This window comes from Leptospira alexanderi serovar Manhao 3 str. L 60 (genome assembly GCF_000243815.2).
Taxonomy (GTDB): domain Bacteria; phylum Spirochaetota; class Leptospiria; order Leptospirales; family Leptospiraceae; genus Leptospira; species Leptospira alexanderi.
Genome location: NZ_AHMT02000053.1, coordinates 94,947 through 120,454, shown reverse-complemented (window position 1 = coordinate 120,454; position 25,508 = coordinate 94,947). Strand labels below are relative to the sequence as shown.

Genomic DNA, 25,508 nt, shown 5'->3' with positions numbered 1-25,508 from the left:
GAAAAACAGATTGCCGATGTTAAACCGTGAATTTTAGTTCCGATTTTTGTAGGGGGAAAAATGTTATCGCCTGTTTTGGGAGAATTTTTGGGGACTTTCGTTTTAATTCTTTTAGGCAACGGAGTTGTGGCCGGAGTTTTGCTCGAAAGTAGCAAATCCAAAGACGGAGGTTGGATCGTAATCACCACTGGTTGGGCCTTTGCGGTAATGCTTGGAATTTTTACTTCGAACGCATTCGGAAGTTCGGATGCGCATCTCAACCCCGCTGTAACACTCGCGTTTGCCGTCAAGACTGGCGATTATTCTAAATTAGCGTTATATATTCCCGCACAAGTCGGAGGAGCTTTTTTCGGCGCGGTTTTCAATTACTTACATTACCTTCCTCATTGGAAGAAAACAAAGGATCGGGGAAAAATCCTCGCGGCTTTCTCTACCGAACCGGCAATTTCGCATGTCGTGTCCAATTTTTTCAGCGAATTCTTAGGTACCTTTTTACTCATTTTAGGAATCGTTTCTATTTTCTCTCCTACGATGACGGGTTTGACCACTCACTTCGGAACATTCTTAGTGGGAATTCTTGTCTGGAGCATTGGACTTTCCATGGGAGGAACCACAGGTTACGCAATCAATCCCGCAAGAGATCTCGGGCCGAGACTCGCTCATTCTATTTTGCCGATCTCCGGTAAAGGTCCCTCAAATTGGAAATACGCGTGGTTACCAGTTATCGCTCCTCTCAGCGGCGCCGCCTGCGCCGGTCTTTTACTCGGGTATTTGAAAGTTTAAGGAAATTTTCTTTTTTGAATATGTGTAAAGTCCTAACATCTAAACCCTAACCACTTGAAACGTGGAAACTCCCACGTTCTATTACGAATTTGCTGAAGATTGTAACTGATTTCTTTTAAGGTTTTGGGATAAACTCTCACTCTTTTAACCTCGGTAAAAAACAACGACACAAAAAACGAATCTTCTTAATTCTGAAAAAAGCGGAACCTGGTTTTTTCCCTTTGGTCAAAGTTCTATACAATGGAGGAATCCAATGAAAAAAATTTTTAAAGTTTCCGGTCTGGTTCTTTTAGTCCTGGGGCTATTCGCAGGAGGATGCAGACATTACAGGTCTCCCGAAAAAAGAGCGGAGTTCGTCGTTAAAAAGATTACTTCGGAATTGGATCTGAACGATTCTCAGAAGAAAGAACTTTATCATATTAAAGATGAAATCTTGTCTAAGAGAAAAGAGCTTAAACTACAAGGACCGAGAATTCCGTCAGAAGTGCTTGCCGAGTTTCGTCAGCCGACTTTAGACGAGAAAAAAATCAATAAGTCGTTCGAACTCGAAATGAATAAGATGAGTGAGATGAGAACTTTTATGACAAAAAAAGCGATCGAGTTTCATACGATTCTCACCCCCGAACAAAGAAATAAGCTAGTGGATTTGATTACAGAGTTTCAACAAAAACACCGTCATCATGATGACTGAATCCGAATTTACGGAAATTGTAAGTTCCACTCGGGAAATTGTCCTCTCTGCGATAGAAAAAAACCTCGCAGAGAGGTTTTCTTATGCCATCGACGACGTGGCTCAGGAAACTTATTTTCGAGCGTACAAAGCCCTCAAGAAGGATCAGTTTCGCAAAGAATCAAAGCTGAGCACTTGGTTGTACACGATCGCGAGAAACGAATCCTTAAGAATGAACGACAAACTTAGAAAAGAGGAAGAGCGCGCGGAAAAATTGACCAAGTCCAAAAAAGAGGAAGATTTTCTCACAAGCCATACGGACTTAAATGGAAATTCGAGACATTCCGAATGGAACTCCCAGGAAATGATCGGAACGTTGCGCGCTCTTTTAGTTAAAATTCCCGATAAATATAGAAAGGTTCTCGAGTTTTATCTTGCGGGATATTCCGAAAGTCAAATCGCGGAGACGATGGGAATAAAACCGGGAACCGTTAAGTCGAGAGCGTTCCGAGGAAAAGAAATGATAAAACGAGTCAAGGAGAAATTTTATGAAAAATAATCGTATTTTTTCCCTGAAAGAAGAAATCCTAAAAAGAAAAAAAGACGGGAGTTGGGTGAGGGATATTTCTTCGAATGTAATTCGCAGGGATAAAAGAGAAACGAGAAACAAATGTATGTTAGTCGCTTCTCTTGTATTATTCATAGGGCTAAGCGCATACGTCGATTTTTGGGTCCAGGATTTGGATCTTAAAAATCAGGATCTTTTGAGTATAGGAATATTCGAGGAATTGGAAAACGCTCTGGATAAATGAAAATCCATTTCTTTTATATTGGATCGCTCTTACTCATCGAATCGAAACCGGAAAAGAATTTTATTTCCTGAAAGTTTCTTCGATTTCGTGTCGTAAGATAAAAGGATTCCGCTTCTTCCGAAAAAATCGAATTCTTCTCAAAAAATCCAAAATTACGCTCCGTTTGATTTCTACCGAGAACCGTTTTCGGTGAGGAAGAAAATTCAATAGGAGTATGAAGAATGAAAAACTTAGCGCATATCATTTTGGACGGAAATCTCACCTCCGATCCGGAAATCAAAACCTTAAACAGCGGAAAGAACGTAGCCACTTTCACTCTGGCGGTCAATCACGACTATAAATCCACACCGGAAGAACCAGGTGAGGTTTCCTTTGTAGACATCGAATTATGGGATCGCCAAGCCGTAAACGCGCACGAATATCTCAAAAAAGGGAAAAAAGCGACCGTGATCGGCGAACTTCGTCAGGATCGATGGAAATCACAAGACGGAAGTAATAGAAGCAAACTAAAAGTAGTAGGATATACGATTCGGTTCGACGGTTTGCCTGGAAGAAAGGAACGGGAAGCGGCTTAAAGATTTAAAGTAGAATGTAAATCTGCAACGCGACCTATCTCGCGACCCTTCAGGAGCGAGATTTGAGTTTAAGAAGCGTTGCAGAAAATAGATCGAATTTCGAAACAAGCTGAACCAATCGGGAATATTTTTTCACCTTTTTCAAAACAAAAAGACGAAAAACAAAGCCGTAAGATTTGATTAGACCGAAGACGGATTTTAAAAACCTTGGTTTTAGGAGTTCCTACATTCTAAAAACGTCATGAGTTCCCGCAAGATCACAATCCTAGAAGTTCAAGAATCGACCCGGTTGATTGCTTCCCTTTCTCGAATTTTAGAGGAAGAATTACCTCCGTATAGAAACGGTCTTCCCAAAGGATTTAGAGAAGAAGTGGATTGCGACGAGGATACGGTTTTATTTCTACATCCGGATTTTCCACCTTTGAATTTTGAAAAAATACGAGAACTCTTAGTACTTCCCACAAACGAAATGATTCCTATCGTAGCGATCGATGCTCAAAACCAGATTCTCATGCAGGCATTTGGAAATGAAGAAAGCCAAAGGTTGACTTTACAAACCGGTTACGCACATTATTTCAGTCGATCCAGAAACCGACTCTGGAAAAAAGGAGACACTTCGGGACATACGCAAAAAATTCTTCAAATCCTGTCTCCACCCAACCGGTCTTTTTTGGTCTATCAAGTGGAGCAAAAAATTGCGGCCTGCCACGAAGGGTACTACAGTTGTTTTTTTAGGGAAAGAATGCCAGGAGGAGAATGGAATCTATTGCCAATTTCGAGAAATTTTCTTCCAGAAAAAAACTGAAATCGTACTCTGTCCCTAGATTTTTTTTTGAAAGTTGTTGAAGGAAATAAATTGGATTTATGAATATTAAAAAATTTTTGATTTTCTCCGGACTACTCATCGGGGTTTTTCTTCTGATCGCCGTCACAACGTTTTTTGTCGTGGACGAACTCAAAGGAGGCGCCGTCGGATCCGGACAGACCAAGATAGATCTGCTCATCGAATCTGGAGATACTCCCGGAAAGATCGTGGAAACTCTTTCCACTCACGGTATGATCAAATCCTCCAAGTATTTTCTTTATCTGGTTCGTTTTACGAGAAGCGCAGGAAAGATCAAACAAGGTCTTTACGAGATCAATGATGGAATGGACTCCAGAAAAATTCTTCAGGTAATCACCGAAGGAAAAGTAAAACTCGTAAACTTTACGATTCCGGAAGGATATAACAATCGCCAGATCGGCGATCTTCTGGTTTCCAAAAAGATCATCCCGAGGCGCCAAGACTTCTTACTTGCGGCGAGCAAACCCGAACTTTTGAGAGAATTCAACATTCCCTCGACTTCCGCCGAAGGATATCTCTTCCCGGAAACGTACAGCATTCCGATCAATTATCCGGTCGATAAAATCGTTCGAATGATGATCAAAAGATTTTACGTTCGAATTGCAAAGATCGAAAAGGCGAAAAATCTTTCTCCTTCCGAACTTCATAAATTCGTAATTCTTGGTTCCGTTGTGGAGCGCGAGGCGAAAAGGAACGAGGAAAGACCTTTGATGGCCGGAGTTTTCAACAACCGTTTAAAACGGGATATGCCTTTGGAATCTTGTGCCACAATTCAATATCTTTTTGATAAACCGCACAGCAGGATTTTCGAGAAGGACCTCAAAATCGTATCTCCATATAACACTTATTTAAACAAAGGATTTCCTCCCGGACCGATTTCCAATCCAGGCTTTCCCGCTTTGGAAGCGGCATTTTATCCAAAAGAAACCGAATACCTATTTTTTCTCTTAAAAGGAGACGGCTATCATTACTTCGCGAAATCCCTCAAAGAACATTTGGAAGCGAAGAAGAAGTATATAGACGTTCTTTACGATTAATTTAAGGCCTTATCCCAAAATATTAAAAAAATCACGATTTCTATGTCGTTACTACTCGGACGCATGAATAAAATACTATGATAAACTTATTTCGAAAATTAGAATCTTCCTCTAAAAAGTCGAGATTTCCCGATTTGACTTAATCTTTGAGAACCGCTATACTTTTGCAAAACCGACCGCTTATTTTCGAGTATCATTTTCATGCGTCCGAGTAGTAATAAAACGCAGTAGTTTCATAAACCGTCTCTTGGACGGTTTATGAGTTTTTAAATCGTCTTTTTACCGTTAACCATATGGGACAAACTTTCAATTCATGTTTCGAATTAAAGCAACTCGAATGTTGTTAGGTTAAAAAAGTTTCCGTAATAGGAAATTTTATTTTTCCAAACCCGATTTCGTATCGTAGGACTCCTACCTTTTTCAATGAATTCTTTCTCAGTCGGCAATTGAGTTTTGCTCTTTTGAGTTCATGAATCTCAACTTGACAACTTTGAACAATTCGATAAAACCCGAAAAATTCTTCTGTACAAAAAACGGATTATACAATCGAATTTCAAAATAAGATACCCGATCATTTTTTTAATCTTTTCGATCAGGAAAAATCATATGGCCACTCCGGATTTAGAAATCAAAAACGTAACACGGGAATTAATGGAAGTTCAAAAGGCTTTGAACGTTTTTCGGGAAAAGCAGAAGAATCAGGAATCCGTTGACGAAGCGGCCGTGGAGTTCGTAACCAAGGCGGACTTAGTCATCCAAAGAGCCGAAAAAAATGAAATTTTTTTGACCGACGACCAAAAAAGAAGAATTAGGAATAATCTGCTGAAAATCCGCACTTCTTTGGTCCGCAATCAATCTTCCTGAGAGGTGGAAGTTTGACATTGTATTTTAAACAGTTTATGTAGGAATTTAGTGAAAAAAGTCTTTAAAAAAGATTCTTAACAACGGTTTTTTTACTCAATTATCCCTTTACAAGAAATTAGTCTTTGTGGGTTTATTTAAGAAAGCATTACTAATTGGAGTTGTAGCAGGTAAAACTTACCGAAGAAAATCATAAATAGGAATGTTCTAATGCTGTTTTTCTGTGACGGAAGCCAATTTAATTATTTGAGAAACAAGAATATTAAACAAGTAAAATGAAACTCTAATGAATTATAAAAAACTAATACAGGTGTTAGGATTTTCACCTAAAGAAAACACTTCCGATATTTTTCAAAAGAAATATAGTGGCTATGTTATTGAAATTAATTTTGAAAAAGAAACTATAAATTTTGGCAATAAGATAAAGGGGGAAAGTAAAACCACTCAAAATTTTAGTCAAACGGAAAACTGGGTTGTTTTAGAATGCGTTGATAGATTACTTGAAAAGGGATACCGGCCACAAAATATTACCTTAGAAAAAACTTGGAAAACAGGGCACGGTACAAGTGGAAGATTAGACATACTTGTTACCCGAGATAGTGGTTCTGCTTATATAATGATTGAATGTAAGACTTGGGGAGCAGAGTTTGATCAAGAATTTAAAAATTTAGAAAAAAATGGAGGGCAACTCTTTACATATTTTCAGCAGGACAAAGATGCAGATGTATTAATGCTCTATGCTTCGGGATTGGATGGGCCAAATATTAAGTATAGAAACGAAATTATTAAAATTGAAGAAGATTACAGGCAAGCAGGAAATGTAAAGGATTTCTTTGAACGCTGGAATAAGCTTCCAAAAGCGAATGGAATTTTTGACAATTGGGTTTCTCCTTACGAATTTCAAAGTAAAGCATTAACCAAAAACGACTTAAAGACTTTGAAGCAAGAAGATAGTAGCTTTATTTTTAATCGTTTTTTGGAAATTCTGAGACACAACGTTGTTTCTGATAAACCCAATGCTTTTAATAAAATATTCACACTTTTCCTTTGCAAGATTGTAGATGAAAATAGAAATCCTGATGAGCAATTACACTTTCAATGGCTCGAAGGAGAAGATAATCACATTTCATTTCAAAAAAGATTAACGGACCTTTATAATAGGGGAATGCTTGAGCTTTTGGAAAAGAAAGTTACTGACGTAAGCGACATCGAATTCGATAAACAATTTTTACAAGTAGAAGAAAAATACAAAGACAGATTCAAGGAGATCTTAACGGAAATAAGACTTAAAAAAAATAATGAATTTGCGATAAAAGAAGTCTATGATGACGCTTCTTTTGAAGAAAACGCAAAAGTAGTAAAAGAAGTAGTTGAACTACTTCAAGTTTATCAGCTGCGATATAATTACCGCCAACAATTTTTAAGTGATTTCTTTGAATTGCTTTTGACCACGGGGTTAAAACAAGAATCCGGACAGTTTTTCACTCCGGTGCCCATTGCTCGTTTTATTATTAAAAGTTTACCATTTCTAGAAATTACGGCCAAGAAAATTGAACAGGGAAACAAGAATGATTTGCTTCCGAGAGTAATTGATTATGCAGCGGGTAGCGGGCATTTTATTACGGAGTCCATGGAGGAAATTCAAAAGTACATTGATAGTTTAGATGAAGGTAAATTTAATCCAGCGACGAAAAGAGCCGTAAAAAAATGGAAAGAAGACCAATTTGATTGGGCTGAACAATATGTGTATGGAATTGAAAAGGATTATCGTTTAGTAAAGACGGCAAAAGTTAGTTGTTACCTCCATGGAGATGGTTTAGCAAAAGTCATTCATGGGGATGGCCTGGGAGATTTTGCTACTTCAGCTGAATTCAAAGATTTACTGAAAGAAACAGACAGAACCTATCCTCAAGACAATAAACAGTTTGATGTTATTATCTCGAACCCTCCTTATTCGGTTTCGGCTTTTAAAGGGTTGATGGATAGCGAGAAGTCTGAAAAAGCTTTTGATTTATATAAAAGACTAACTGACCAAAGCTCTGAAATAGAATGTTTATTTATTGAGAGAACGAAACAATTATTGAAAGATGGTGGAGTCGCCGGAATCATTTTGCCAAGTAGTATTTTAAGTAATACTGGAATTTACACCCAAACAAGAGAAATTCTTTTAAAATACTTTGAAATTTTAGGTATTACTGAATTAGGTTCCAATACCTTTATGGCGACAGGAACTAATACCGTTACGCTTTTTTTAAGACGTAGAAATAATGTGGATGCTTTTAATATTGAAGAAGCCATTAAAAAGTGTTTCATCAATCTAAAAGACGTTACGATAAACGGTATTGAAAAACCCATTAATAAATACATTGCTCATGTTTGGGGTTCGATTTCTTATGAGGATTATAAAACCTTATTACAAAAGATACCAAATAAAAATATTGAACAGCACGAGATTTATAAGGAATACGTTAAGAAAATTAAAGCTAACAACGAGCAGGAACTTTGGAGCAGTATTTTAGCTTTAGAACAAGACAAACTGCTTTATTTTATCCTTGCCTATCCTCAAAAATTAGTCTTGGTAAAAACTGGTGAAAAGGATGCGGAAAAACGTTTTCTCGGTTATGAATTTAGCAACCGCAGAGGAAGCGAAGGCATACATGCCATTCAACGTAGTAAAAGTATAGATGAATGTACTCAATTGTATGACGCTGATAGCTTTACTAATTCCGGAAAGGCAAGCACCTATATTTACAAAGCTTTTAACAATGAATTTGATTTAGACCTGCCTGAAAATTTGCAGCAAAATGTAAGCTACCATAATTTGGTCGATAAGCTAATCTTTGATCGAGTGGATTTTGAAAAAAGCATTTCACTTTCTGCTAAAAAAAAAGTAAAATTTGAGGAGGTTTGGAAAACTGCTAAGCTGGAGTTTTTAAGTGATATCGCTGATATTCAAAAAGGTAAAACAATCACGGAGGAAAAAGCCGTCAAAGGAAATATTCCTGTAATAGCGGGGGGTCAAAGTTTCTCTTATTATCACAATAAATCAAATAGAGAAGGCAATATTATTACTGTTAGTGCTTCGGGAGCTTATGCAGGATTTATAAACTATTTCGATATTCCAATTTTTGCTTCAGATTGTAATACGGTTAAATCAAAAAACGAAAAAAACATATCGACTAAATTGATCTTTCACTTTTTAAAATCAATTCAAAGAGAAATATATCAATTACAAAGAGGGCAGGCACAGCCTCACGTCTATGCTGATGATTTATCAAATGTTAAAATACCCCTTCCTTCGTTCAGTATTCAGAAAAAAATAGTTTCTGAAATTGAGAAATTAGAAAAGCAAGAGCAAGAGTCAGTTGAAAATTTAGAAAAATTAAGACAAAGCATAGGAAAAATAATTTCCAAATCATCGGGAAAGCTAACTAAACTCGAAGAAATAACTTCTAAGATAGGCAGTGGAGCAACTCCAAACGGAGGAAAAGGTAATTATCAAAATAGCGGGATAAGTCTAATACGCAGTCAAAATATTTATGACAATGTTTTTGTTGAGAAAGGACTTGCATTCATTAATGAAGAACAAGCTAAAAAATTGGACAATGTAATCGTTGAAAGAAGTGATATTCTATTTAATATTACAGGTGCTTCAATAGCAAGATGTTGTATTGTTGATGAAAAATATTTACCTGCAAGGGTTAATCAACACGTTTCCATAATTCGCACAAATGAAAAAGCATTACCAAAATATGTGCAGGCTATCCTGGTTAGTTACGAATACAAAACCAAGCTTTTAGAAATTGGAGATGGAGCTACATCAAGAGAAGCAATTACGAAACTCCAATTAGAAGAATTTAAAATTCCATTACCAACAATTCCAGAACAGAAAAGAATAGTTTCTGAAATCGTAAAAATTGAAAAGAAAATAACAGAGTTAGAAAAACAAATTGACTTGATCCCGAAGCAGCAAGAAGCAATCTTGAAGAAGTATTTGGTATAAAAATCATCACTTTATCTATCTACTATCACTGCACAGATAATCGGTTAATTTTACACTTTTTCTAGTCTTTCTCCCGGATCGCTCCTCCAAATCGTTTTTGACATCCTTAGGCCTCTAAAAATAGCATATCCCCTAAGTGGCAAATATTGAAGTAGGTGTGATCGCTGCGGCCGGTAAAGGAACACGAGCCTATCCCAGAACGACATACATTCCCAAACCCTTATTCGAATTTCAGGGAAAAACGATCCTCGAACGAAACGTCGAGCTGATGCAGAGCACGTTTCGTGTTAAAAAAATTTATATTATAGTTGGCCACCTCAAAGAAATGGTACTTTCCGAAATCGAAAAAATTCGGAAGAATCATCAGAACGTGGAAATCATATCCTCTCCTTGGACCACCAAAGGTCTTGCGAGCGATATCGCCAGTTTGGAATCGCAGATTCGTTCTCCGTTTATTACGATCCTGGGGGACGAGTTTTACTTTCATCCGGATCATAAAAAATTCATACAAACGTTTCGAAAACATCCGAAACTCATCGCCTCGATTGGCGTTCAAAAAACCACCCTTCTTTCCAGAATCCGAAAAAATTATTCCGTGGAACTGAAAGGGGATCGGATCTTGGAACTCGTGGAAAAACCTTCCGACCCTCCGAACAATCTCCTCGGTCTGGGAAGCTATCTTTTCACTCCCGCTTATTTCGAATATTTTAAACAAACTCCCCCTTCGGCCAAAAACGGAATCATCGAGATCACGGACGTAATCGACCTGATGGCAAAAAAAAGCCGCAAAGTTTTCGCGACGGAACTCGACGTGGAATACTTCAATATCAATTCCATGCAGGATTATCATCACGCGGTTTACGAGATCCGAAACGAGGAATTCGCACGTTTTAAAACTACGCTGATCGTCCCCACAAAAAACAACGAAAGATCCATTGCGGACGTGATCGTGGATTTCCGGGGGAAGGTAGACGAAATTTTGGTGGTCGACTTTGGCTCTACGGACAAAACATTAGAAATTGCTAAAAAAGAAAAAGCGAAAGTTCTTTCCTTTAAAACCGAAGGGGGCGAAAATCATTTCGGAAAACAAATTCGTGAAGGAATCCGGGCCGCTTCCGGGGATATCGCGATCATTATAACCCCCGACGGATCGTATCGATCGAAGGATTATCCCAAACTTTTAGAATATCTAAAAGACTCCGATATGGTGATCGGAACCCGAACCACAAGGCAGATGATCGAACAAGGTTCTAATCTTCTTCCCGGAGTTCGTGTGGTCAATCTGATCCTCGGAAAACTCATCGAGGTTTTTTGGTGGGGAATGGAGCCGCGTTTTACGGACGCGATGTGTTCTTACTTTGCGATCTGGAAGGATTCTTACTCTAAAATAGAGCCCGATTTGGAAATGAATGACCGGAGAATCATTCCCGAACTGATGATGGAAACCGTTCGTTCTTACATGCGTTGTATCGAAATTCCGATCTCCTATTATCGTCCGATCGAATCCGTTCCGAAGAACACAACCCGCGAATTCCTTTCAATCGTCCGTTTGATGCTGAAGAAAAAATGGTTCGGAAACTAATTTAGAATTTTGTAATTATAAAATATGAAAAAGGGATATTTATGGCAAAAAAAGTTTTAGTGACAGGCGGGTGCGGATTTCTGGGTTCCCACGTTTGTGAAACGTTTCGTAAACAAGGTTGGGATGTTGTCAGCTACGACAGTATGACCAAATACGAGTTGAAAAGAACCGGATATGGAACTGAAGCGACTCGCGAATACAACTGGAATTTTTTAAAAGCGCTCGGTGTTACGATGGTGAAAGGGGATATCAGAAACCTAGAACATCTTACCGATCGTACGGAAGGTTGCGATTTTATCGTTCATACGGCCGCGCAACCCGCGATGACAATTTCCTGGGAAGATCCCGAACTCGATTTTACCACAAACGTATTAGGAACCTTTAATGTTTTGGAAGTCGCCCGTAAACGGAATATTCCGGTCGTTAATACGAGTTCCATCCACGTATACGGAAATTCAATCAACGACACTCTCAAAGAAGGCGCTACATCCTACGAAAGAAGTCCTGTCGCGATCGGAGAAGATCAGCCGGTGATGGTGGGAGAAATTTCCCCACTTCATGCTTCTAAGATGAGTGCGGAACACTACGTAAAAACGTACGTGGATATGTATAAGATAAAGGCCGCTTCGTTTCGTTTTACCGGAATTTACGGCGAACGCCAGTTTGGCGGAGAGGATCACGGCTGGGTGGCGAACTTTGCGATTCGTTCCGTATTCGGTTGGCCTTTGCGGATTTTCGGAACCGGTAAACAAGCACGCGATATCCTTTATGCCGCGGACGGAGCGGAAAGTTATCTCCGATGGTTTGAAAATCCGACTCCCGGAGTTTTTAACATCGGCGGAGGTCCGGATCATAAAATTTCTTTATTAGAATGTATTCATATGATCGGAGATATACTCGGTAAAAAACAGGAGATCGTATTTGACGTAGAAAGACCGGGAGATATGCGCTATTTTATCTGCGACATCACCAAGGCGAAAGGATTCGGATTCAATCCTAAATTCAAACCGAGAGAAGGCGTGGAAAAACTGATCCGCTGGATCCAAGCGGATAAATCCGTGTTCGAAGTCAAAAAATGAAAAATCTCGTCGTCATCCCCGCTTACAACGAGGAAGAAACGATCCGCGAAGTTGTCGAACGAGCTTTGAAATATTCGGACGTGATCGTTGTCGACGACGCTTCCAAAGATAAAACGCCGGAAATTTTAAAAGTGCTGATTCGCAAATATCCGAAGAACTTGTTTACGATTCGCCACGAAAAGAACACTCATATTCCCGGTGGGATTCAAGATGGAATGAAGTTCGCAGTCGAAAAAAAATACGATTCGGTTGTGACGATGGATGCGGGCCTTTCCCACGATCCGGATAAACTTCCCGAATTCATCAAAACGGAAGCGGACCTCGTGATCGGAAGTCGTATAACTACCGACGGGGTTCCACTTTACAGAAAGCTAATATCTTTCCTCGCGGCCAAGGTGATGAATTACTGTATTTCTCCGGGTTTGTTCGACGTATTCGGTTATCGTTTGAGGGACTGCACCTCGGGTTATAGAAAGTACTCTAAAAAAGCGTTTACTTGGATCGCAGGGACCGAATTGGAATCGGTCGCGTTTGATTTTCACATGGAGGCTCTTTCGATCGTCGCTAAAAACAAAGGAACGATCCGGGAAATCGGAATTCACTACGTGTTTTCCAACTCTTCCTTCAATCGAAGGGTTTTAAAACAAGCGATTCGGTTTGCGCTAAAATTATTAAAAAGAAAACTCGGTCTCGGCGGTTAAGAATATGCAGAAACTTGAATCTTTATTTCGAAAAATAGATTCTCCCCTAAAAGGCCTGATTGTTCTCGTTTCGTTATACGGTTTTGTAACACTTGCACTTTGGTCCCGTTACGAGTGGAATCCTTCCGCGATGGTGAATTTTGGAGAGGAATTCATTAAAAAGAACGAAGCGGAAACCCCGAGCGGAGTGATCGCATTTCAGGGAAAAGAAGGGGATTTAGGAGCCGGTTACGACGGTCAGATTTTTTACTATTATTCCAGATCAATTTCCAATCTGAGTCTTCAATGGCCGGAAGGTTTCGACGCCACATACAGGGCTCCTAGGATCGGTTATCCGTTGTTAATTTCTCTCTGGGGAATTTTCGGTACATGGGGAAACATCGCAGGGATGTATGTCTTAAGCATTTCGCTGCTTTATCTTTCTTATTTGGCTCTTCGCGTACTTTTAAAGGAAAAATCTCATTGGGCGATTTTATATCTCGTCTCTCCGTTTACGCTGGCGAGTTATTCCGTTCTTGTAAGCGATACGATCATGGTTTCGTTGATCGTTCTTGCGATTTATTTTTACGAAAAGGAAAACTACGTTCTATTCTATGTTCTCTCCGGTCTCGCTTTGGTTACGAAAGAACCCGCGTTATTCTATCTTTTCTCGTTGGGACTTGCGGCCTTGTCCCGCAAAGACGTGAAGAAGATGTTGATCGTAGGTTCCACTTTACTCGTTCCCATTCTCTGGCAGATTTATCTCAAATATACTTTGCCGAATTGGACTCCGACAAGACTTGCGGTTTTTATGATTCCGTTCGAAGGAATTTATAAATATCTAATGGAGTTGGCTGCGAGTTTTATGAGCGGAGGAGGAATCAAACAGATCGTTCGATCCTTTTCCAAGTTTCCCCTCGTGCTCCAGTTTCTGACAATGTTCTTGATTCCTTTTACGGGATCCTGGAAGAAGGGAACTTTTTATAAGGTAGGTTTTTCTCTGGTGATCTTGATGATCGCGATCGCCAATCACTATCATTTTTGGTCGGAATATATCAATACGATTCGCCTTTTTACATTTGCGATTCCCTTCTATCTTTTTATCAAAGCAGAGGACGAGGAAATCGTCGATCGTCCGTTTTTGTATCTGTTTGGTTTGAATTTGATTTTGATTTTGGCGAGACTTACGGTTCTCTACAAAGTTCAAGATTATGTTGTAAGGTAAAATTTTAAATTTTGTGAAGGGAAATTTCGGAATCATAACTTTATATACATTTAAATTATAAGTTTTTCTTAGGATCCGGTAAACTTTTTACTCCAAGATTCTCCAAAGAAGATTTTATCTCTCTTAAATCGATGGGCGGAATAGTTTTATAAAACCAATAACCTAGATAAATTTTTTGCATGTCATCTAAATTAATAATTCCTTTAAATTCAATTTTTTCTTTATGTTGTTGGATTTCAATTTGTTGAAGAGTAAATATCCTCTCTTGAAAGTAAATAAAACAATCCGAATCAAAAAATGCGTATTTATCTTTATCAATTTTGAAATATGCATTTTGAGAAATTTTATCTGAATGATATGAGGTCGTTGTTGTAGCTAAGTGGAAATAAGATAACCCAGATAGAATGCCATTTTGCCCAATACAGATTAACCACCTTGCTTTATTCTCACCGGCATACTGATGAAACACATAGCCATCCCATCTATAGGTATGCGGTATCACTAACATTAGTGATTACTAAAGTTTATTTTTTTAATTCTTTGTAAAGTAGAAATAGTTCTACTTCATGAGGAAGATTTTCCAAAGACTCAAATTCATCGGTATAATCCATTGGTGAATCCGGACCGTTGCCATAATAAGCCTTTTGCCAAGATTTTATATCAGCATGTGATCGATTTGAGATATCTTCAGCCTTTGAAGAATCGTCCACATGCTCATTTATAATTGAACGCATTATATTTACATCATCCTGATTGAAGTAATCAAGATCTGCTTTTATAAGAGGTTCGATCAATTTCATTGAGTAAGTTTCTGTTTTTTTATCGATAACTTCAAAAGTGATAAATTTATTTTGTTCTTTGATTTCATTATAGATTTCAATTGGAACTGGGCCTCTATCCATTGCTACGTATTTTAGTCCAAGTGTAGGAATACCATATTTTTTGAGGGAGGTAAAGTCTACATATGCAAGAAGTTTATATAAAAATGTTTGAGATATTGGTCGTCCTGCTTTTTCTTTAAATCCTTCAGCAAGGAAGGTGATCGCATTTTGAATTTTAATATCCATTGAAGCTCAGTTTATAATTCTAAAATTATACTATATATTTGTATAGTATCATACTATTCCTGTCAGCATTGACAACAACTTTTTTTAAACTTTTGCAACTCTTAAGAACACTCTGCTTCAGAATTTTATCCAAAATCTCATTCATTTGGTCCCTATTAGAAAAGCTAAATGCTTCCTCCCACAATAGAGTTCCATATACTTTGGATTGATTTTATGGTAGGTCCCGTAATGTATTCTTTTCAAAAGACTCCAAAAACACTCAATATTATTAGTATGAGTTCCATCGGCTGATATGAATTCCTTACTATAATCTACAGTGAAATGTTTTCTTTTAAGTCTATCTAAGATTTTATATCCTTTAAATTCATCGGTAAAAATTTTTGTGTTATTGGACAAAAAGTAAAATTTCCCGCAAGCGATTGATAGAAGAACTCAGCGAATGGCTCTCTAGGGATCGCGTTTCAGATCATTCGGCGTAGTCAAGAAATTGCTTTCCCTATATATCTTCGATTTACGCAGATCTCAATTTCTTGACTGGAGCGGAAAGCGCGGTTCCGTTCTGACTTGTCAGAACGGAATGCGGCCTGATTTTTTGGGCGTCTTTCGACATAATGAACATTTGACTTTGATTTCGAAGTGTTGTATATGTCCCCGGGAAGGTTCGTTCAAAAAGCAAATGACAGTGGTAGAAGTAGTGATTTTGTAGGTTTCAGATTCGAATTTTTTACTTCAGGATTAAAAACCCATGAGCGCAACCCATACCGTCGTTGATCAAGCGACCGCGAAAAAAGCACTTTCCGTTTCCGCAGGAATTATCGAAGAAGTTACGAAGGCCCTTGCGGCACGTTGCAATGTAAACGGAAAAGTTTCCGTTGACAAGATGGACGAAAACCAACTTGTTCAATACCAAATCGCCTGGCTTACATCCGAACAAAAAATCGCGGAAAAGTTTATTGAATACGCTTGGGATACTTCTCGCGGAACCGGCGATCTCGAACAGGAAATGGCGGTCGTGTTTGCGGCTGAAACCGTGAACCACGTTCGTTCCGAAATCAGTTCCCGTCCTACCGAGTACGGAATCAAAGCTTCCGACCTCGTTTCCAAAATTTTCAACGAAGAAATCAATCGATTTTTAGAAGGCGCGATGGCGATCCAAAACTACAACCAGATCGCGGACAAGATCGTAGCTAAGGGTCACTTCGGCGCTTACGGTCTGGACGACGATCACGAGATGTTTCGCGAGACTTTTAAAAAGTTTGCGGAAGACGTGGTTATGCCTCACGCCGAACACGTTCACAGACACGACGATATCATTCCCGAAGACATCATCGGCGGACTTAAAGACATGGGTTGTTTCGGTTTATGTATTCCCGAGTCGTACGGTGGAATTCAGCCGAACGATAAACCGGACAATCTTTCCATGCTCGTCGTTACCGAAGAACTTTCCAGAGGAGGTTTGGGAATCGCGGGTTCCTTGATTACAAGACCCGAGATCATGTCCAAGGCTCTACTCAAAGGCGGAACCCAAGAACAGAAAGACAAGTGGCTTCCGTTACTCGCATCGGGAGAAAGAATGGCCGGAATCATGGTGACCGAACCAAATTACGGTTCCGATGTAGCGGGAGTTTCCGTTACCGCCAAACCGGCCAACGGCGGTTGGGTGATCAACGGTGTTAAAACCTGGTGTACCTTTGCGGGTTATGCAAATCTTCTATTGATTCTTTGCAGAACCGAGTCCGATCCTTCCTTGAAACACAAAGGACTTTCGATTCTTCTTGCGGAAAAGCCGAGCTTTCCAGGTCACGAATTTACTTACACTCAACCGGAAGGCGGAAAGATCGAAGGTAAGGCGATCGGAACCATCGGTTACCGAGGAATGCATTCTTTCGAAGTTTCTTTTGACAACTACTTTGTTCCCGCCGAAAACCTGTTAGGCGGAGAAGCGGGTAGAGGAAAAGGATTTTACTTCCAGATGGAAGGATTTGCGGGCGGAAGAATTCAGACCGCTGCTCGTGCACACGGAGTGATGCAGGCCGCTTTGGAAGCGGCGCTACGTTATGCGCAAGAGAGATCCGTATTTCAAAAACCGATCTACGAATACAATTTAACGAAATACAAAATCGCAAGAATGGCGACCATCCTTCAGGCTTCTCGTCAGTTCGCAAATCATGTAGCGAATCTTTTGGATAATCACAAAGGCCAGATGGAAGCGACTTTGATCAAGTTTTACGCTTCCAAGGTTGCGGAGTGGGTAACTCGCGAAGCGATGCAGATTCACGGTGGTATGGGGTACGCGGAAGAATACGCGGTATCCCGTTACTTCGTGGACGCTCGAGTGTTCTCGATCTTTGAAGGCGCCGAAGAAGTGATGGCCCTCAGAGTAATTGCAAAATCTCTAATGGATCAATACGCAGGATCGTAAAAACGACGAACCGACAAATTTAAGGAGATTGGACGGTAAGCGGCTAATGCCTTGAAAACTGCATTCCGAAATCGTAATGCAGAAGTTGGTTCTTTGAAAAGGATAAGCGGTAGTGGATCGGTATTTATAGAAAATATGCTCTTACAATTCTGTACTCAGTCCTTTGAAAGGGGAAAGCCTTCCCCTCGCTTCAGACACTTCGTGTCTTTCGCTAGCTACCCTGAAACGCGAAAGCGATGCGCTGAGTTTGCCGGGCAATTCAATCTTAGAAAGGGCCCGAACCCAACTTTTACGCGCGAAATTATGAAATCAAAACCTTGGAGTAAACTACTCGGGTTGACGCCAAGAAAATCGAACGCGCGATCGGTGATTCTTTAAATACTTCGAAACCTGAAGAGCCTGCGAACCACGGCGTTGTCTAAGAAGTTCGCATCGTTGTTTTACGGAATTTTAAAATCCGTAGAGTGTCAATAGAAACGAAACAAACATACGCCGCGAAGCAAATGCGTTGTTTCTCAAGCATAGCTGAGATAAGCGATCTGTGGAGAGCGAAACACTGAGTTTCATTCTATTGACCATTGTTTCTCTTATTTTTAGTAAATTTATTTTCGAATGAACTAGGTGTCTCAAAGAGAAGCGACTCATGCGGTCTAACATTGTTGTAAAGAGAAACCGCTTTGGGGAGCATTTTTGAAGCCGTTCGAAGGAACTCACACCGTAAAGGAATTAGGTATTTAACGTGAGTTCGGTACAACAAAATACGAAAGCGATTATATGTTTCGACCGTAGGGAGAGCATTGAGTTAAAGCGCGGGTCGCGAGCCATTATCTATGAAATTCGCGAGCTGCGACGACGCCCATAGCGAGTCGCTGCACTTTAGTTTCTTATTCCCCCAAACTTTCTTACGCTGAACTCACGTTATTATAATATCGATTATAAATGGTTCGGGAGAGATAAATCTCTCAAACTATAATATGAGTTATCCATGGGGGCAAATGAATCAAAAAATCATAGACTCTGTGCTTTGTTTGAGTCACTCTGGTTAAAATTTTGTAGGCGGTCTATGGTGAAAAAAAACATTTTGTTGGTTAGTATATTACTATTTTTTAATTCTATCTTTGCGGTGGATATAGTAAATAAGGACAAGAGTTCGTATCGAATTCAGTATGATGATGCGGGTACAAAACACGATGAGGTTTTAAATCCGGGGAAGAAACTGAGCAGTATCTGCGGAGAATGTACGGTTCGTATTTCCGGTCTTGGCAGTTTTCAAGCTGCGGGGAGCGATAAGATTGTAATTCAGAACGGAGAAGTGAAAGTCGAATAAGGAATAGTTTAAAGTCCCTAGGTAAATTCGGATCAAATTTGACTAAGACACAAAGGAAACTAAAAATGAATATTTTAAAGAAAGTAGTAACGATTGCTATCGTTCTGATAGTTAATTTTTCGGTAGCTGCTGTGAACCATGGTACATTCGCCAATATCAAAGGCCGAATCGATAAAGAAGGTTTTAGTGATGGCAAATTGTCGGTTTTGAAATCGGAAGCCCCTAGAGCGACATTCACCGCCGAACAAGTGGCGGAATTGATGGATTTGTTTAGCTTTTCAACGGACAAAATCAAAGCTCTTACTTCACTTCGGAATCGAATCGAGGATCCTGAAAATGCATATGTGATTGTTGAACGTTTTTCTTATGATAAGGATAAGAAGAGCGCGGCAAGTTTATTGGATGGCATAGAATCCGCGCTACCAAAGCCCCCAAAAGTGACGAAGAAGATCGTCTGCTGGGGAGAAGGACCGGGACGCTATTGTTATACGGAATATACGGAACAATAAGAAGGATATAATAATTTATGAAGAACACAAAAGGAATTTTTATTCTAGCGATTACTTTAATGTTTAGCTTGGCTGGTTGTATTTCAGTGCAGGCTTTCAAAGGGAATCAGCTCAAAATGAAACAAGTAAAGAGCATTTCGGTGATTCCGACGGTGCAAGACCCTAAATTAAAAAGAGAAATTACGACTACTTCTCAATCAAAACATACTATAAATACGGGCGGAATATCCGCGGTCGGTATAGGCCGCGATTTCGCATACGCATTGAGTATTACGGGACCGAGTGCGAGTTCCGAATATAAAAACAGTCGCACCGTAAAAGGCGACTTCATCGACCCTGAAATTGTGGCTAAGAATGCGGCAACATTAGAAATTGCCGATACTCTTGGTTCTACTTTTATAGACAACGGTTATAAACTAGTCGAAAGAAATCAATTGATATCGGTCCTGAATCAAAAGAAGCCGAAGTTATCCGGTTCCACAGTAGAAGAGAACGCGATCGAATTGGGAAAATTGGCGGGGATTGACGCCGTTTTGATGATTGAAGTCACTAAGCTCGCACAGAAAAATATTTTTACTACGGATATGAGTACAGGTGAGAGAGTTTCGAAAACGCAATACGAACTTAAATATCAAATCAAGCTCGTTTCCACACAGGATGGTTCGATCGTTATGACGGGGATTAGCCCTCCGACCGGCAGTAGCACCTTTAGCGATTCTCTGGAAGAGTATGCGCAAGGGATGGCCCATGCGGTCGCACGTGAATTGGACGGAACTTTGAAAGCTTGGAAAGAAGGAAGTGTGAATTAATCGAGGGTGTCAATATCTTGTAGCCTATAGATTTTCATAGGCTACTCTTCTTTCTATTGGTTACGCTCTTCTGGATAAAAATCGTACTTTAGTTCTTGTCCAAAGGAGAATAAATATTCCTTTCTCCGCTAATTCCTTTCAGTCGTTTTGCTCCTACAAATTCAAAATTTTCTTTTCCGGCTTTGATTGTAAATTCTTCGGTGGTAAGGATGTTCTTTCCTAAATCCTTGCACAACGACTCCACCCGAAAGGCCTGATTGACTGCGTTACCGATCACGGTAAAATCGAGTCTGTCCTTTGCGCCAACGTTTCCGTAAACTACGTCTCCAACATTCAGAGCCATACCCAAATGAATTTGGGAATCCGGATGTTCCGTATTCCATCGTATTACAGAATTCTTAATTTTCTGAGCGGCATTCAAAGCCGCTAAACAGGCTTGATTCGGGTCGGTTTCCGCGGGGAAAACGGCAAGAATCGCATCTCCGATGAATTTTAAAATTTCCCCTTTTTCTTCTTGAATCGGCTGTGCAGTAAGTTCGAAATAATTGTCCAAAATTTCCACGATTTTTTTGGGAGAATTGTTTTCGCTCAAATAGGAAAAGTCCCTTAAATCCGCACAAAGAATTGCGGCGTACATCGTTTCACCGGTCCCTCTTCTAAATTCTCCCGACAAAACTCTTTTGGACGCATTGGAACCTAGATATACTTCTAAGAGTTCGTTGATGGCAAATTTCCTGGATTCCAGGTCCAAACGTAAGCAGAGAACGTTTCGAATCGAATTCAAGAATTCGATTTGTTCCTCCGAAAACCCTCCGGGAGCGTCCGTGCTCCAGGACATAGCGCTTCGAATATTTGTTCCGAATACGGAAGCGAAAATACAATAATCCGTTCCGCCCTTTTCGTATAAATCGACACAAATCGGGTACGAAAGATCCGCGTCCGGACCGGTCAACTTGCAACGAATGAAATCCTTTTGTTCTTCTCGAATGAGATAGATAGGACTATCCTTGTATTGCTGCTGCTTGAGTCCCTCATGCGGAATGAATAATACTTGTGTCTCCTCTCCCCTCGTCCAGATGAGAGAACGCACCATCACCTCGGGATGCATAGTGGGAATACTTGTAAAAAATCTCCAAACCGGAACTCCCGCCTCTATAATATTTCGATTCAGCATCTCTATCAGTTCCTTTGCTTCCAGGGCTCTGGATTCCGGGCTGGTTAACCAATTCAGAATACTTTTCATTCCCTCATCACTTGCAAACGTTATGTTTTGTTTTAGATTGTTCATGCGGTTTTACACTTTTGTTTTAGACGGTTGACCTATGATTTCGATTTTATTCAAAGTTGATGTCTAAAATTCCTCTCCTAAATAAGAATTCGTTTTAAAATTCAGGATACCCTACTATGTAGGAATCAGAGTTTCGGAAAAGACGTTGGCATTGAATCTTTCCATTCGGAAAACGACCCGTTATTTTGCATTATGTTCTTTGTTTGAATCGAATTATCGATCAAAAAAGAATCATACAAAATGTAAAGATAATAGTTTTCATATTCAAAAATCTTTGTCTTGGTTTCGCAATGAACGATTCGTTCTCAGAACAATTCCAAAACAATATAAAGCCTAACCTGTCTTTTTACCTTTTAGCCCGCCTGTTTTCATTCATGGAATTCTAAAGCCTTTGTTTGTGAAGAAACAAAAACCCTTTTAGGAAAAAATCGCTGAGACTCTCAGGTCTTAACAAGAGTATATTTCAATCCTCGTTTTAAAGCTCCGTTTTAAAAAGCTGTGAACCGTTCTCCGGATATGGGCACCAGAAACAATTTACAACTTTTACTTGCTCCTTAGGCCGAACTCACGTTAGATTAGTTAGGAAATAGAGTTGCTCAAGAGTTTGTTTTTTGAGGTATAGTTGGAAAGAAGAACGTGGATTCTCCTTAAAAAAACAGGCATATGAGCGATTCTCAAACAAACGGCAAAAACAAACCGGCCATTGATGAAATTCAAAAATGTATCCGGCTTCTGGAATCATTGACGGAAAATCCCGAACTGCTAACGTCTATTCCCGAAAAAGAACGAATCGCATTGATGACTGTTGCGGGTAGGATTTCCCGACCTAACCGGAACGAAATTCGGATTCGAAACAAAACGATCAAACATTCCAGAAGAAAAGAGATCGTCGCTCAGGAAAGAAAAGCGAGAGCGGCGACCGGAATCCGAACCGCAAGAACGACCCCAGTATTTAAGGCGCCTCTACAAATCACCGATCAAACTGATATCTGGAAAAGCGAGAACGCACCGGAACTTTCTTCGCCTCGCAACTGTTATATTTGTAAAAAGGAATATACCCGGCTTCATTTTTTCTACGACGCCATGTGTCCCCCATGTGGAGAATTGAATTATAAGAAAAGATTTCAGACAGCGTCTTTACACGGCCAAGTCGCATTGATCACCGGTTCTAGATTGAAGATCGGTTATCAAGCGACCCTAATGCTTTTAAGAGCCGGTGCGACCGTGATCGCGACCACTCGTTTTCCCGTCGATGCCGCATTACGATTTTCTAAAGAAGACGATTTTTCCAGATGGTCTGATCGCCTCCAGATTTTCGGTCTGGACTTAAGACATACTCCAAGTGTGGAACTTTTTGCGAGTTATATAGAACAAACCGTGGATCGTTTGGACATTCTCATCAACAACGCGGCCCAGACGGTTCGTAGACCTCCCGGGTTCTATACTCATCTGATGAAATTCGAATCATTAGACTTTCATGATATACCGAAAGAAGCGGGACAACTTCTAAAACTTCATAGAGATTGCAAACGGAAACTTGCGTCTTTCGGAGGAACCGACCTTGCGAACGAGGCCGCGCTTCCCGTAGGTTGGAACGGAAAAATTCCCGGAGTGGGAATCCGTTCCTCCGCACAACTTTCACAAATACCTTACTCCCACGATACTTCCTACGAGTGGAGTACGGTTTTTCCCGAAGGCCAAACGGATGCGGATCTTCAACAAGTCGATCTTAGAAAAACGAACAGTTGGCGGCTTAAGTTAGGCGAAATTCAAACTTCCGAGATGTTGGAAGTTCAGCTCGTAAACGCGGTCGCTCCTTTTGTACTTTGCAATCGTCTTGTTTCCGTTATGCGACGTGAGAACACGGGCCTGAAACATATCGTAAACGTTTCCGCGATGGAAGGAAAATTTCATCGTTTTAAAAAAGAGGACAGACATCCTCATACCAATATGGCAAAAGCCGCGTTGAACATGCTTACGCATACTTCCGCGATTGATTTTGCAAAAGACGGAATTTATATGAACGCCGTCGACACGGGCTGGGTAACCGACGAAGACCCGATCGAGTTATCCCAGAAGAAGCAGGATCTCCATGATTTTCAACCTCCTTTGGATATCGTCGACGGCGCTGCGAGGGTCTGCGATCCGTTCTTTGACGGAATTCTCACCGGAAAACATTGGTGTGGTAAATTCTTAAAGGATTATTTTCCGATCGATTGGTAAAGAAAAAGAATACATTATATTTAACGCGAATTCGACTTAAAAAAGTTTGGGCGAATAAGAAACTAAAGTGTCGCACTTCCTAAGGGGCGTGCGACAGGTCGCGAATTTCATAGAAAAAATGACGACCAATCGAACGATCTATCGGGAGTGAGATTGCCAAAGGCCGCGCTTTCTACTCTAATCAACAAATTGAGGGTTTGTTCGAAAAATGAAATTCTTTCGTCGCTCCAATTTGTTGATCTTAAAACACGACCCATAGGGAGTGTTTTGCTTTAGTTTCCACCTTCAATCGCTTTCGCATCAATTATATCGAAATCGCGTTATTTACTTCGAAAGATCTTCGGGTTCTATCTTTTTTAGTCCTTTGAAATAGCGGAAGAACTCGTTTTCGATCGTTTCTCTTCTCGAATTCTTAGCGGCACCCAAAACCAACAAACGGTCCTTTGCTCTCGATAAACCCACATAGAGAATTCTCCTTTCCTCTTCGATCGTTTCCAAAGGAGAATCGTATCTGGCGTTCCAGCCGTCCGCGATGTCCGTAAAAACGGTATGAAATTCTAAACCTTTACTAGAATGAATCGTCATAAGATAACGATCTGGTATTCCAATTCTTATATATTCAGAAATTCTAAAATTAGATCTACATAAAATTTTCAAATCTTCCCCGGAGCTGGGAATCGCTCGAATTAAAAAAGGAATCAGATCGGCCGCTTCTTCCATGAGGATCTTACCGACGAAAGCTTTCCCTTGACGCGAAGGAAAAACCTCTTTTTCGATTTTTTCCCGATTCTTTCGGATCGGAATCGCAGACGTTTGAATGATCTCCGGTAAGGAGCGATAATTCGTATTTAAGAAATGAAGCTTGCAAGGTTGGAAAAGTTTTTGAAAACTTAAAAACGCTCCGGGTGCGGTTCCCCGGAAACTATAGATCGCTTGGCTGTCGTCCCCTACAACGACAATTGACGCGCTCCGGGATAACAACTGAAGAAACTCAAGTTGTTCCAAATCCGTATCTTGAAATTCATCTACAATGATTTTTCGAAGTATATTTCTGGATTCATGAGTCCATTCTTCCTCATTTCGAAGACCGTCCAAAAACATTCTTACCAGATCGTCGAAGTCTAAAAAACCATTCTCCTTTTTGTATTTTTGATAAGCGAATTCGAGATTCTTTTTGAGCTCGGCAAAATTCTCGCGGATATAAGGAATATTCTCTGCCCAAAAAAGTTCGTAGGGAATCCCTCCGATTTCATTTCGTTCTTTTTTTAAGAATTCGCGATAGAATTGATTTTTCTCTTCCAACGGAAGGATCTTCGGTTTTTGAACTATAAATCTAGGATGCCAGCGACCCAGCACATACAAACAATACGCGTGAAACGTCTGGACTCGTATGGAATTTTTCTCGGTAGACTTTTGAATTCTATTCGAAATTTCTCCGGCCGCTTTTCTCGAAAATGTTAAGACTAAAATAGATTCTTCTGGAAACAGATTTTCAACCAAGATTCGTTCAATGATCCCTACCATCGTGCTTGTTTTTCCGGAACCCGCCGCAGCTATAACTTGTACGAATCTTGAATTCTCTTCGATCACCGCTTTTTGGGCCGGGCTATATTGAACTTCCTTTTTCATTTTTTCTCCTCTTACGAATACGGTTCCGGATTTCAAATCTTGGAGAGGGAAAATTCAATTTTTTTAATGTTTTTTACCGGCTT

23 protein-coding genes are annotated in these 25,508 nt (G+C 40.0%); 18 read left to right on the top strand and 5 right to left on the bottom strand.

Features of this window, described 5'->3' with window-relative positions; translation table 11 throughout:
• Positions 1-60: 60 nt before the first annotated feature.
• The 13 genes from LEP1GSC062_RS18400 to LEP1GSC062_RS18335 all read left to right on the top strand — a co-directional run bounded on the left by LEP1GSC062_RS18400 (position 61) and on the right by LEP1GSC062_RS18335 (position 14,151).
• Positions 61-783, top strand: a complete 723-nt coding sequence (locus LEP1GSC062_RS18400) for an MIP/aquaporin family protein (RefSeq protein ID WP_039942610.1) — start codon at positions 61-63, stop codon at positions 781-783.
• A gap of 253 nt (positions 784-1,036) precedes the next feature.
• Positions 1,037-1,474 carry a Spy/CpxP family protein refolding chaperone gene (locus LEP1GSC062_RS18395; protein WP_010576703.1) on the top strand — a complete coding sequence of 146 codons (438 nt, stop codon included), beginning with the start codon at positions 1,037-1,039 and terminating at the stop codon, positions 1,472-1,474.
• Complete coding sequence (locus tag LEP1GSC062_RS18390) at positions 1,464-2,012, top strand: RNA polymerase sigma factor (RefSeq protein WP_010576702.1); 549 nt, start codon at positions 1,464-1,466, stop codon at positions 2,010-2,012. The genes LEP1GSC062_RS18395 and LEP1GSC062_RS18390 overlap by 11 nt, the downstream gene beginning before the upstream one ends.
• Positions 2,002-2,265, top strand: coding sequence for a hypothetical protein (locus LEP1GSC062_RS18385; protein ID WP_010576701.1), 264 nt, complete (start codon positions 2,002-2,004; stop codon positions 2,263-2,265). The genes LEP1GSC062_RS18390 and LEP1GSC062_RS18385 overlap by 11 nt, the downstream gene beginning before the upstream one ends.
• Before the next feature lie 221 nt (positions 2,266-2,486).
• Positions 2,487-2,840 carry a single-stranded DNA-binding protein gene (locus tag LEP1GSC062_RS18375; RefSeq protein ID WP_002630835.1) on the top strand — a complete coding sequence of 118 codons (354 nt, stop codon included), beginning with the start codon at positions 2,487-2,489 and terminating at the stop codon, positions 2,838-2,840.
• Between the two features lie 241 nt (positions 2,841-3,081).
• Entirely contained in the window at positions 3,082-3,645 is a 564-nt protein-coding gene (locus tag LEP1GSC062_RS18370; protein ID WP_010576699.1) for a phosphoribosyl-AMP cyclohydrolase, read from the top strand.
• A 59-nt stretch (positions 3,646-3,704) separates the two neighbouring features.
• Complete coding sequence (mltG, locus tag LEP1GSC062_RS18365; RefSeq protein ID WP_002630834.1) at positions 3,705-4,721, top strand: endolytic transglycosylase MltG; 1,017 nt, start codon at positions 3,705-3,707, stop codon at positions 4,719-4,721.
• 606 nt (positions 4,722-5,327) lie between these two features.
• Complete coding sequence (locus tag LEP1GSC062_RS18360) at positions 5,328-5,585, top strand: hypothetical protein (protein WP_010576698.1); 258 nt, start codon at positions 5,328-5,330, stop codon at positions 5,583-5,585.
• Between the two features lie 283 nt (positions 5,586-5,868).
• Complete coding sequence (locus LEP1GSC062_RS18355) at positions 5,869-9,585, top strand: restriction endonuclease subunit S (protein ID WP_020985112.1); 3,717 nt, start codon at positions 5,869-5,871, stop codon at positions 9,583-9,585.
• Positions 9,586-9,742: 157 nt separating this feature from the next.
• Positions 9,743-11,167 (top strand): sugar phosphate nucleotidyltransferase, encoded by a 1,425-nt coding sequence (locus LEP1GSC062_RS18350; protein ID WP_020985134.1) that lies wholly within the window; start codon positions 9,743-9,745, stop codon positions 11,165-11,167.
• A 41-nt stretch (positions 11,168-11,208) separates the two neighbouring features.
• Positions 11,209-12,246, top strand: a complete 1,038-nt coding sequence (locus LEP1GSC062_RS18345; RefSeq protein ID WP_010576694.1) for an NAD-dependent epimerase/dehydratase family protein — start codon at positions 11,209-11,211, stop codon at positions 12,244-12,246.
• A complete protein-coding gene (locus LEP1GSC062_RS18340; protein WP_020985062.1) occupies positions 12,243-12,947 on the top strand; it encodes a glycosyltransferase family 2 protein in 705 nt (234 codons plus the stop codon). Before LEP1GSC062_RS18345 ends, LEP1GSC062_RS18340 begins: the two co-directional genes overlap by 4 nt.
• A 4-nt stretch (positions 12,948-12,951) precedes the next feature.
• Positions 12,952-14,151 carry an AZOBR_p60025 family cell surface glycopolymer formation protein gene (locus tag LEP1GSC062_RS18335; RefSeq protein ID WP_010576693.1) on the top strand — a complete coding sequence of 400 codons (1,200 nt, stop codon included), beginning with the start codon at positions 12,952-12,954 and terminating at the stop codon, positions 14,149-14,151.
• 55 nt (positions 14,152-14,206) lie between these two features.
• On the opposite strand, the gene LEP1GSC062_RS18330 is transcribed toward LEP1GSC062_RS18335, so the two are convergent.
• The 3 genes from LEP1GSC062_RS18330 to LEP1GSC062_RS20605 form a co-directional block, all read right to left on the bottom strand.
• Positions 14,207-14,620, bottom strand: coding sequence for a hypothetical protein (locus tag LEP1GSC062_RS18330; RefSeq protein ID WP_208855151.1), 414 nt, complete (start codon positions 14,618-14,620; stop codon positions 14,207-14,209).
• Positions 14,621-14,675: 55 nt separating this feature from the next.
• Positions 14,676-15,218 (bottom strand): Panacea domain-containing protein, encoded by a 543-nt coding sequence (locus tag LEP1GSC062_RS18325; protein ID WP_020985021.1) that lies wholly within the window; start codon positions 15,216-15,218, stop codon positions 14,676-14,678.
• Between the two features lie 141 nt (positions 15,219-15,359).
• The gene (locus LEP1GSC062_RS20605; RefSeq protein ID WP_010576690.1) at positions 15,360-15,614 is read right to left on the bottom strand and encodes a transposase; all 255 of its coding nucleotides are present in this window, start codon (positions 15,612-15,614) and stop codon (positions 15,360-15,362) included.
• Positions 15,615-15,963: 349 nt separating this feature from the next.
• Here LEP1GSC062_RS20605 and LEP1GSC062_RS18315 point away from each other — a divergent pair, with 349 nt between their 5' ends.
• The 4 genes from LEP1GSC062_RS18315 to LEP1GSC062_RS18300 all read left to right on the top strand — a co-directional run bounded on the left by LEP1GSC062_RS18315 (position 15,964) and on the right by LEP1GSC062_RS18300 (position 20,285).
• Positions 15,964-17,640, top strand: a complete 1,677-nt coding sequence (locus tag LEP1GSC062_RS18315; protein WP_010576689.1) for an acyl-CoA dehydrogenase family protein — start codon at positions 15,964-15,966, stop codon at positions 17,638-17,640.
• A 1,063-nt stretch (positions 17,641-18,703) separates the two neighbouring features.
• A complete protein-coding gene (locus LEP1GSC062_RS18310; protein ID WP_010576688.1) occupies positions 18,704-18,967 on the top strand; it encodes a hypothetical protein in 264 nt (87 codons plus the stop codon).
• Positions 18,968-19,032: 65 nt separating this feature from the next.
• Positions 19,033-19,476, top strand: coding sequence for a proline and serine-rich protein 1 family protein (locus LEP1GSC062_RS18305; protein WP_010576687.1), 444 nt, complete (start codon positions 19,033-19,035; stop codon positions 19,474-19,476).
• A 17-nt stretch (positions 19,477-19,493) separates the two neighbouring features.
• Positions 19,494-20,285: a CsgG/HfaB family protein gene (locus LEP1GSC062_RS18300; protein ID WP_010576686.1), complete on the top strand. Its 792-nt coding sequence runs from the start codon at positions 19,494-19,496 to the stop codon at positions 20,283-20,285.
• An 88-nt stretch (positions 20,286-20,373) separates the two neighbouring features.
• On the opposite strand, the gene LEP1GSC062_RS18295 is transcribed toward LEP1GSC062_RS18300, so the two are convergent.
• On the bottom strand, positions 20,374-21,573 hold the full coding sequence (locus LEP1GSC062_RS18295; protein ID WP_010576685.1) for an adenylate/guanylate cyclase domain-containing protein: 1,200 nt from the start codon (positions 21,571-21,573) through the stop codon (positions 20,374-20,376).
• Between the two features lie 663 nt (positions 21,574-22,236).
• On the opposite strand from LEP1GSC062_RS18295, the gene LEP1GSC062_RS18285 reads away from it, so the two are divergent.
• The gene (locus LEP1GSC062_RS18285; RefSeq protein WP_039942602.1) at positions 22,237-23,796 is read left to right on the top strand and encodes an SDR family NAD(P)-dependent oxidoreductase; all 1,560 of its coding nucleotides are present in this window, start codon (positions 22,237-22,239) and stop codon (positions 23,794-23,796) included.
• Positions 23,797-24,120: 324 nt separating this feature from the next.
• Here the strand turns inward: LEP1GSC062_RS18285 and LEP1GSC062_RS18280 are convergent, their stop codons facing one another.
• On the bottom strand, positions 24,121-25,425 hold the full coding sequence (locus LEP1GSC062_RS18280) for a UvrD-helicase domain-containing protein (protein ID WP_051201263.1): 1,305 nt from the start codon (positions 25,423-25,425) through the stop codon (positions 24,121-24,123).
• Positions 25,426-25,508: the final 83 nt, after the last annotated feature.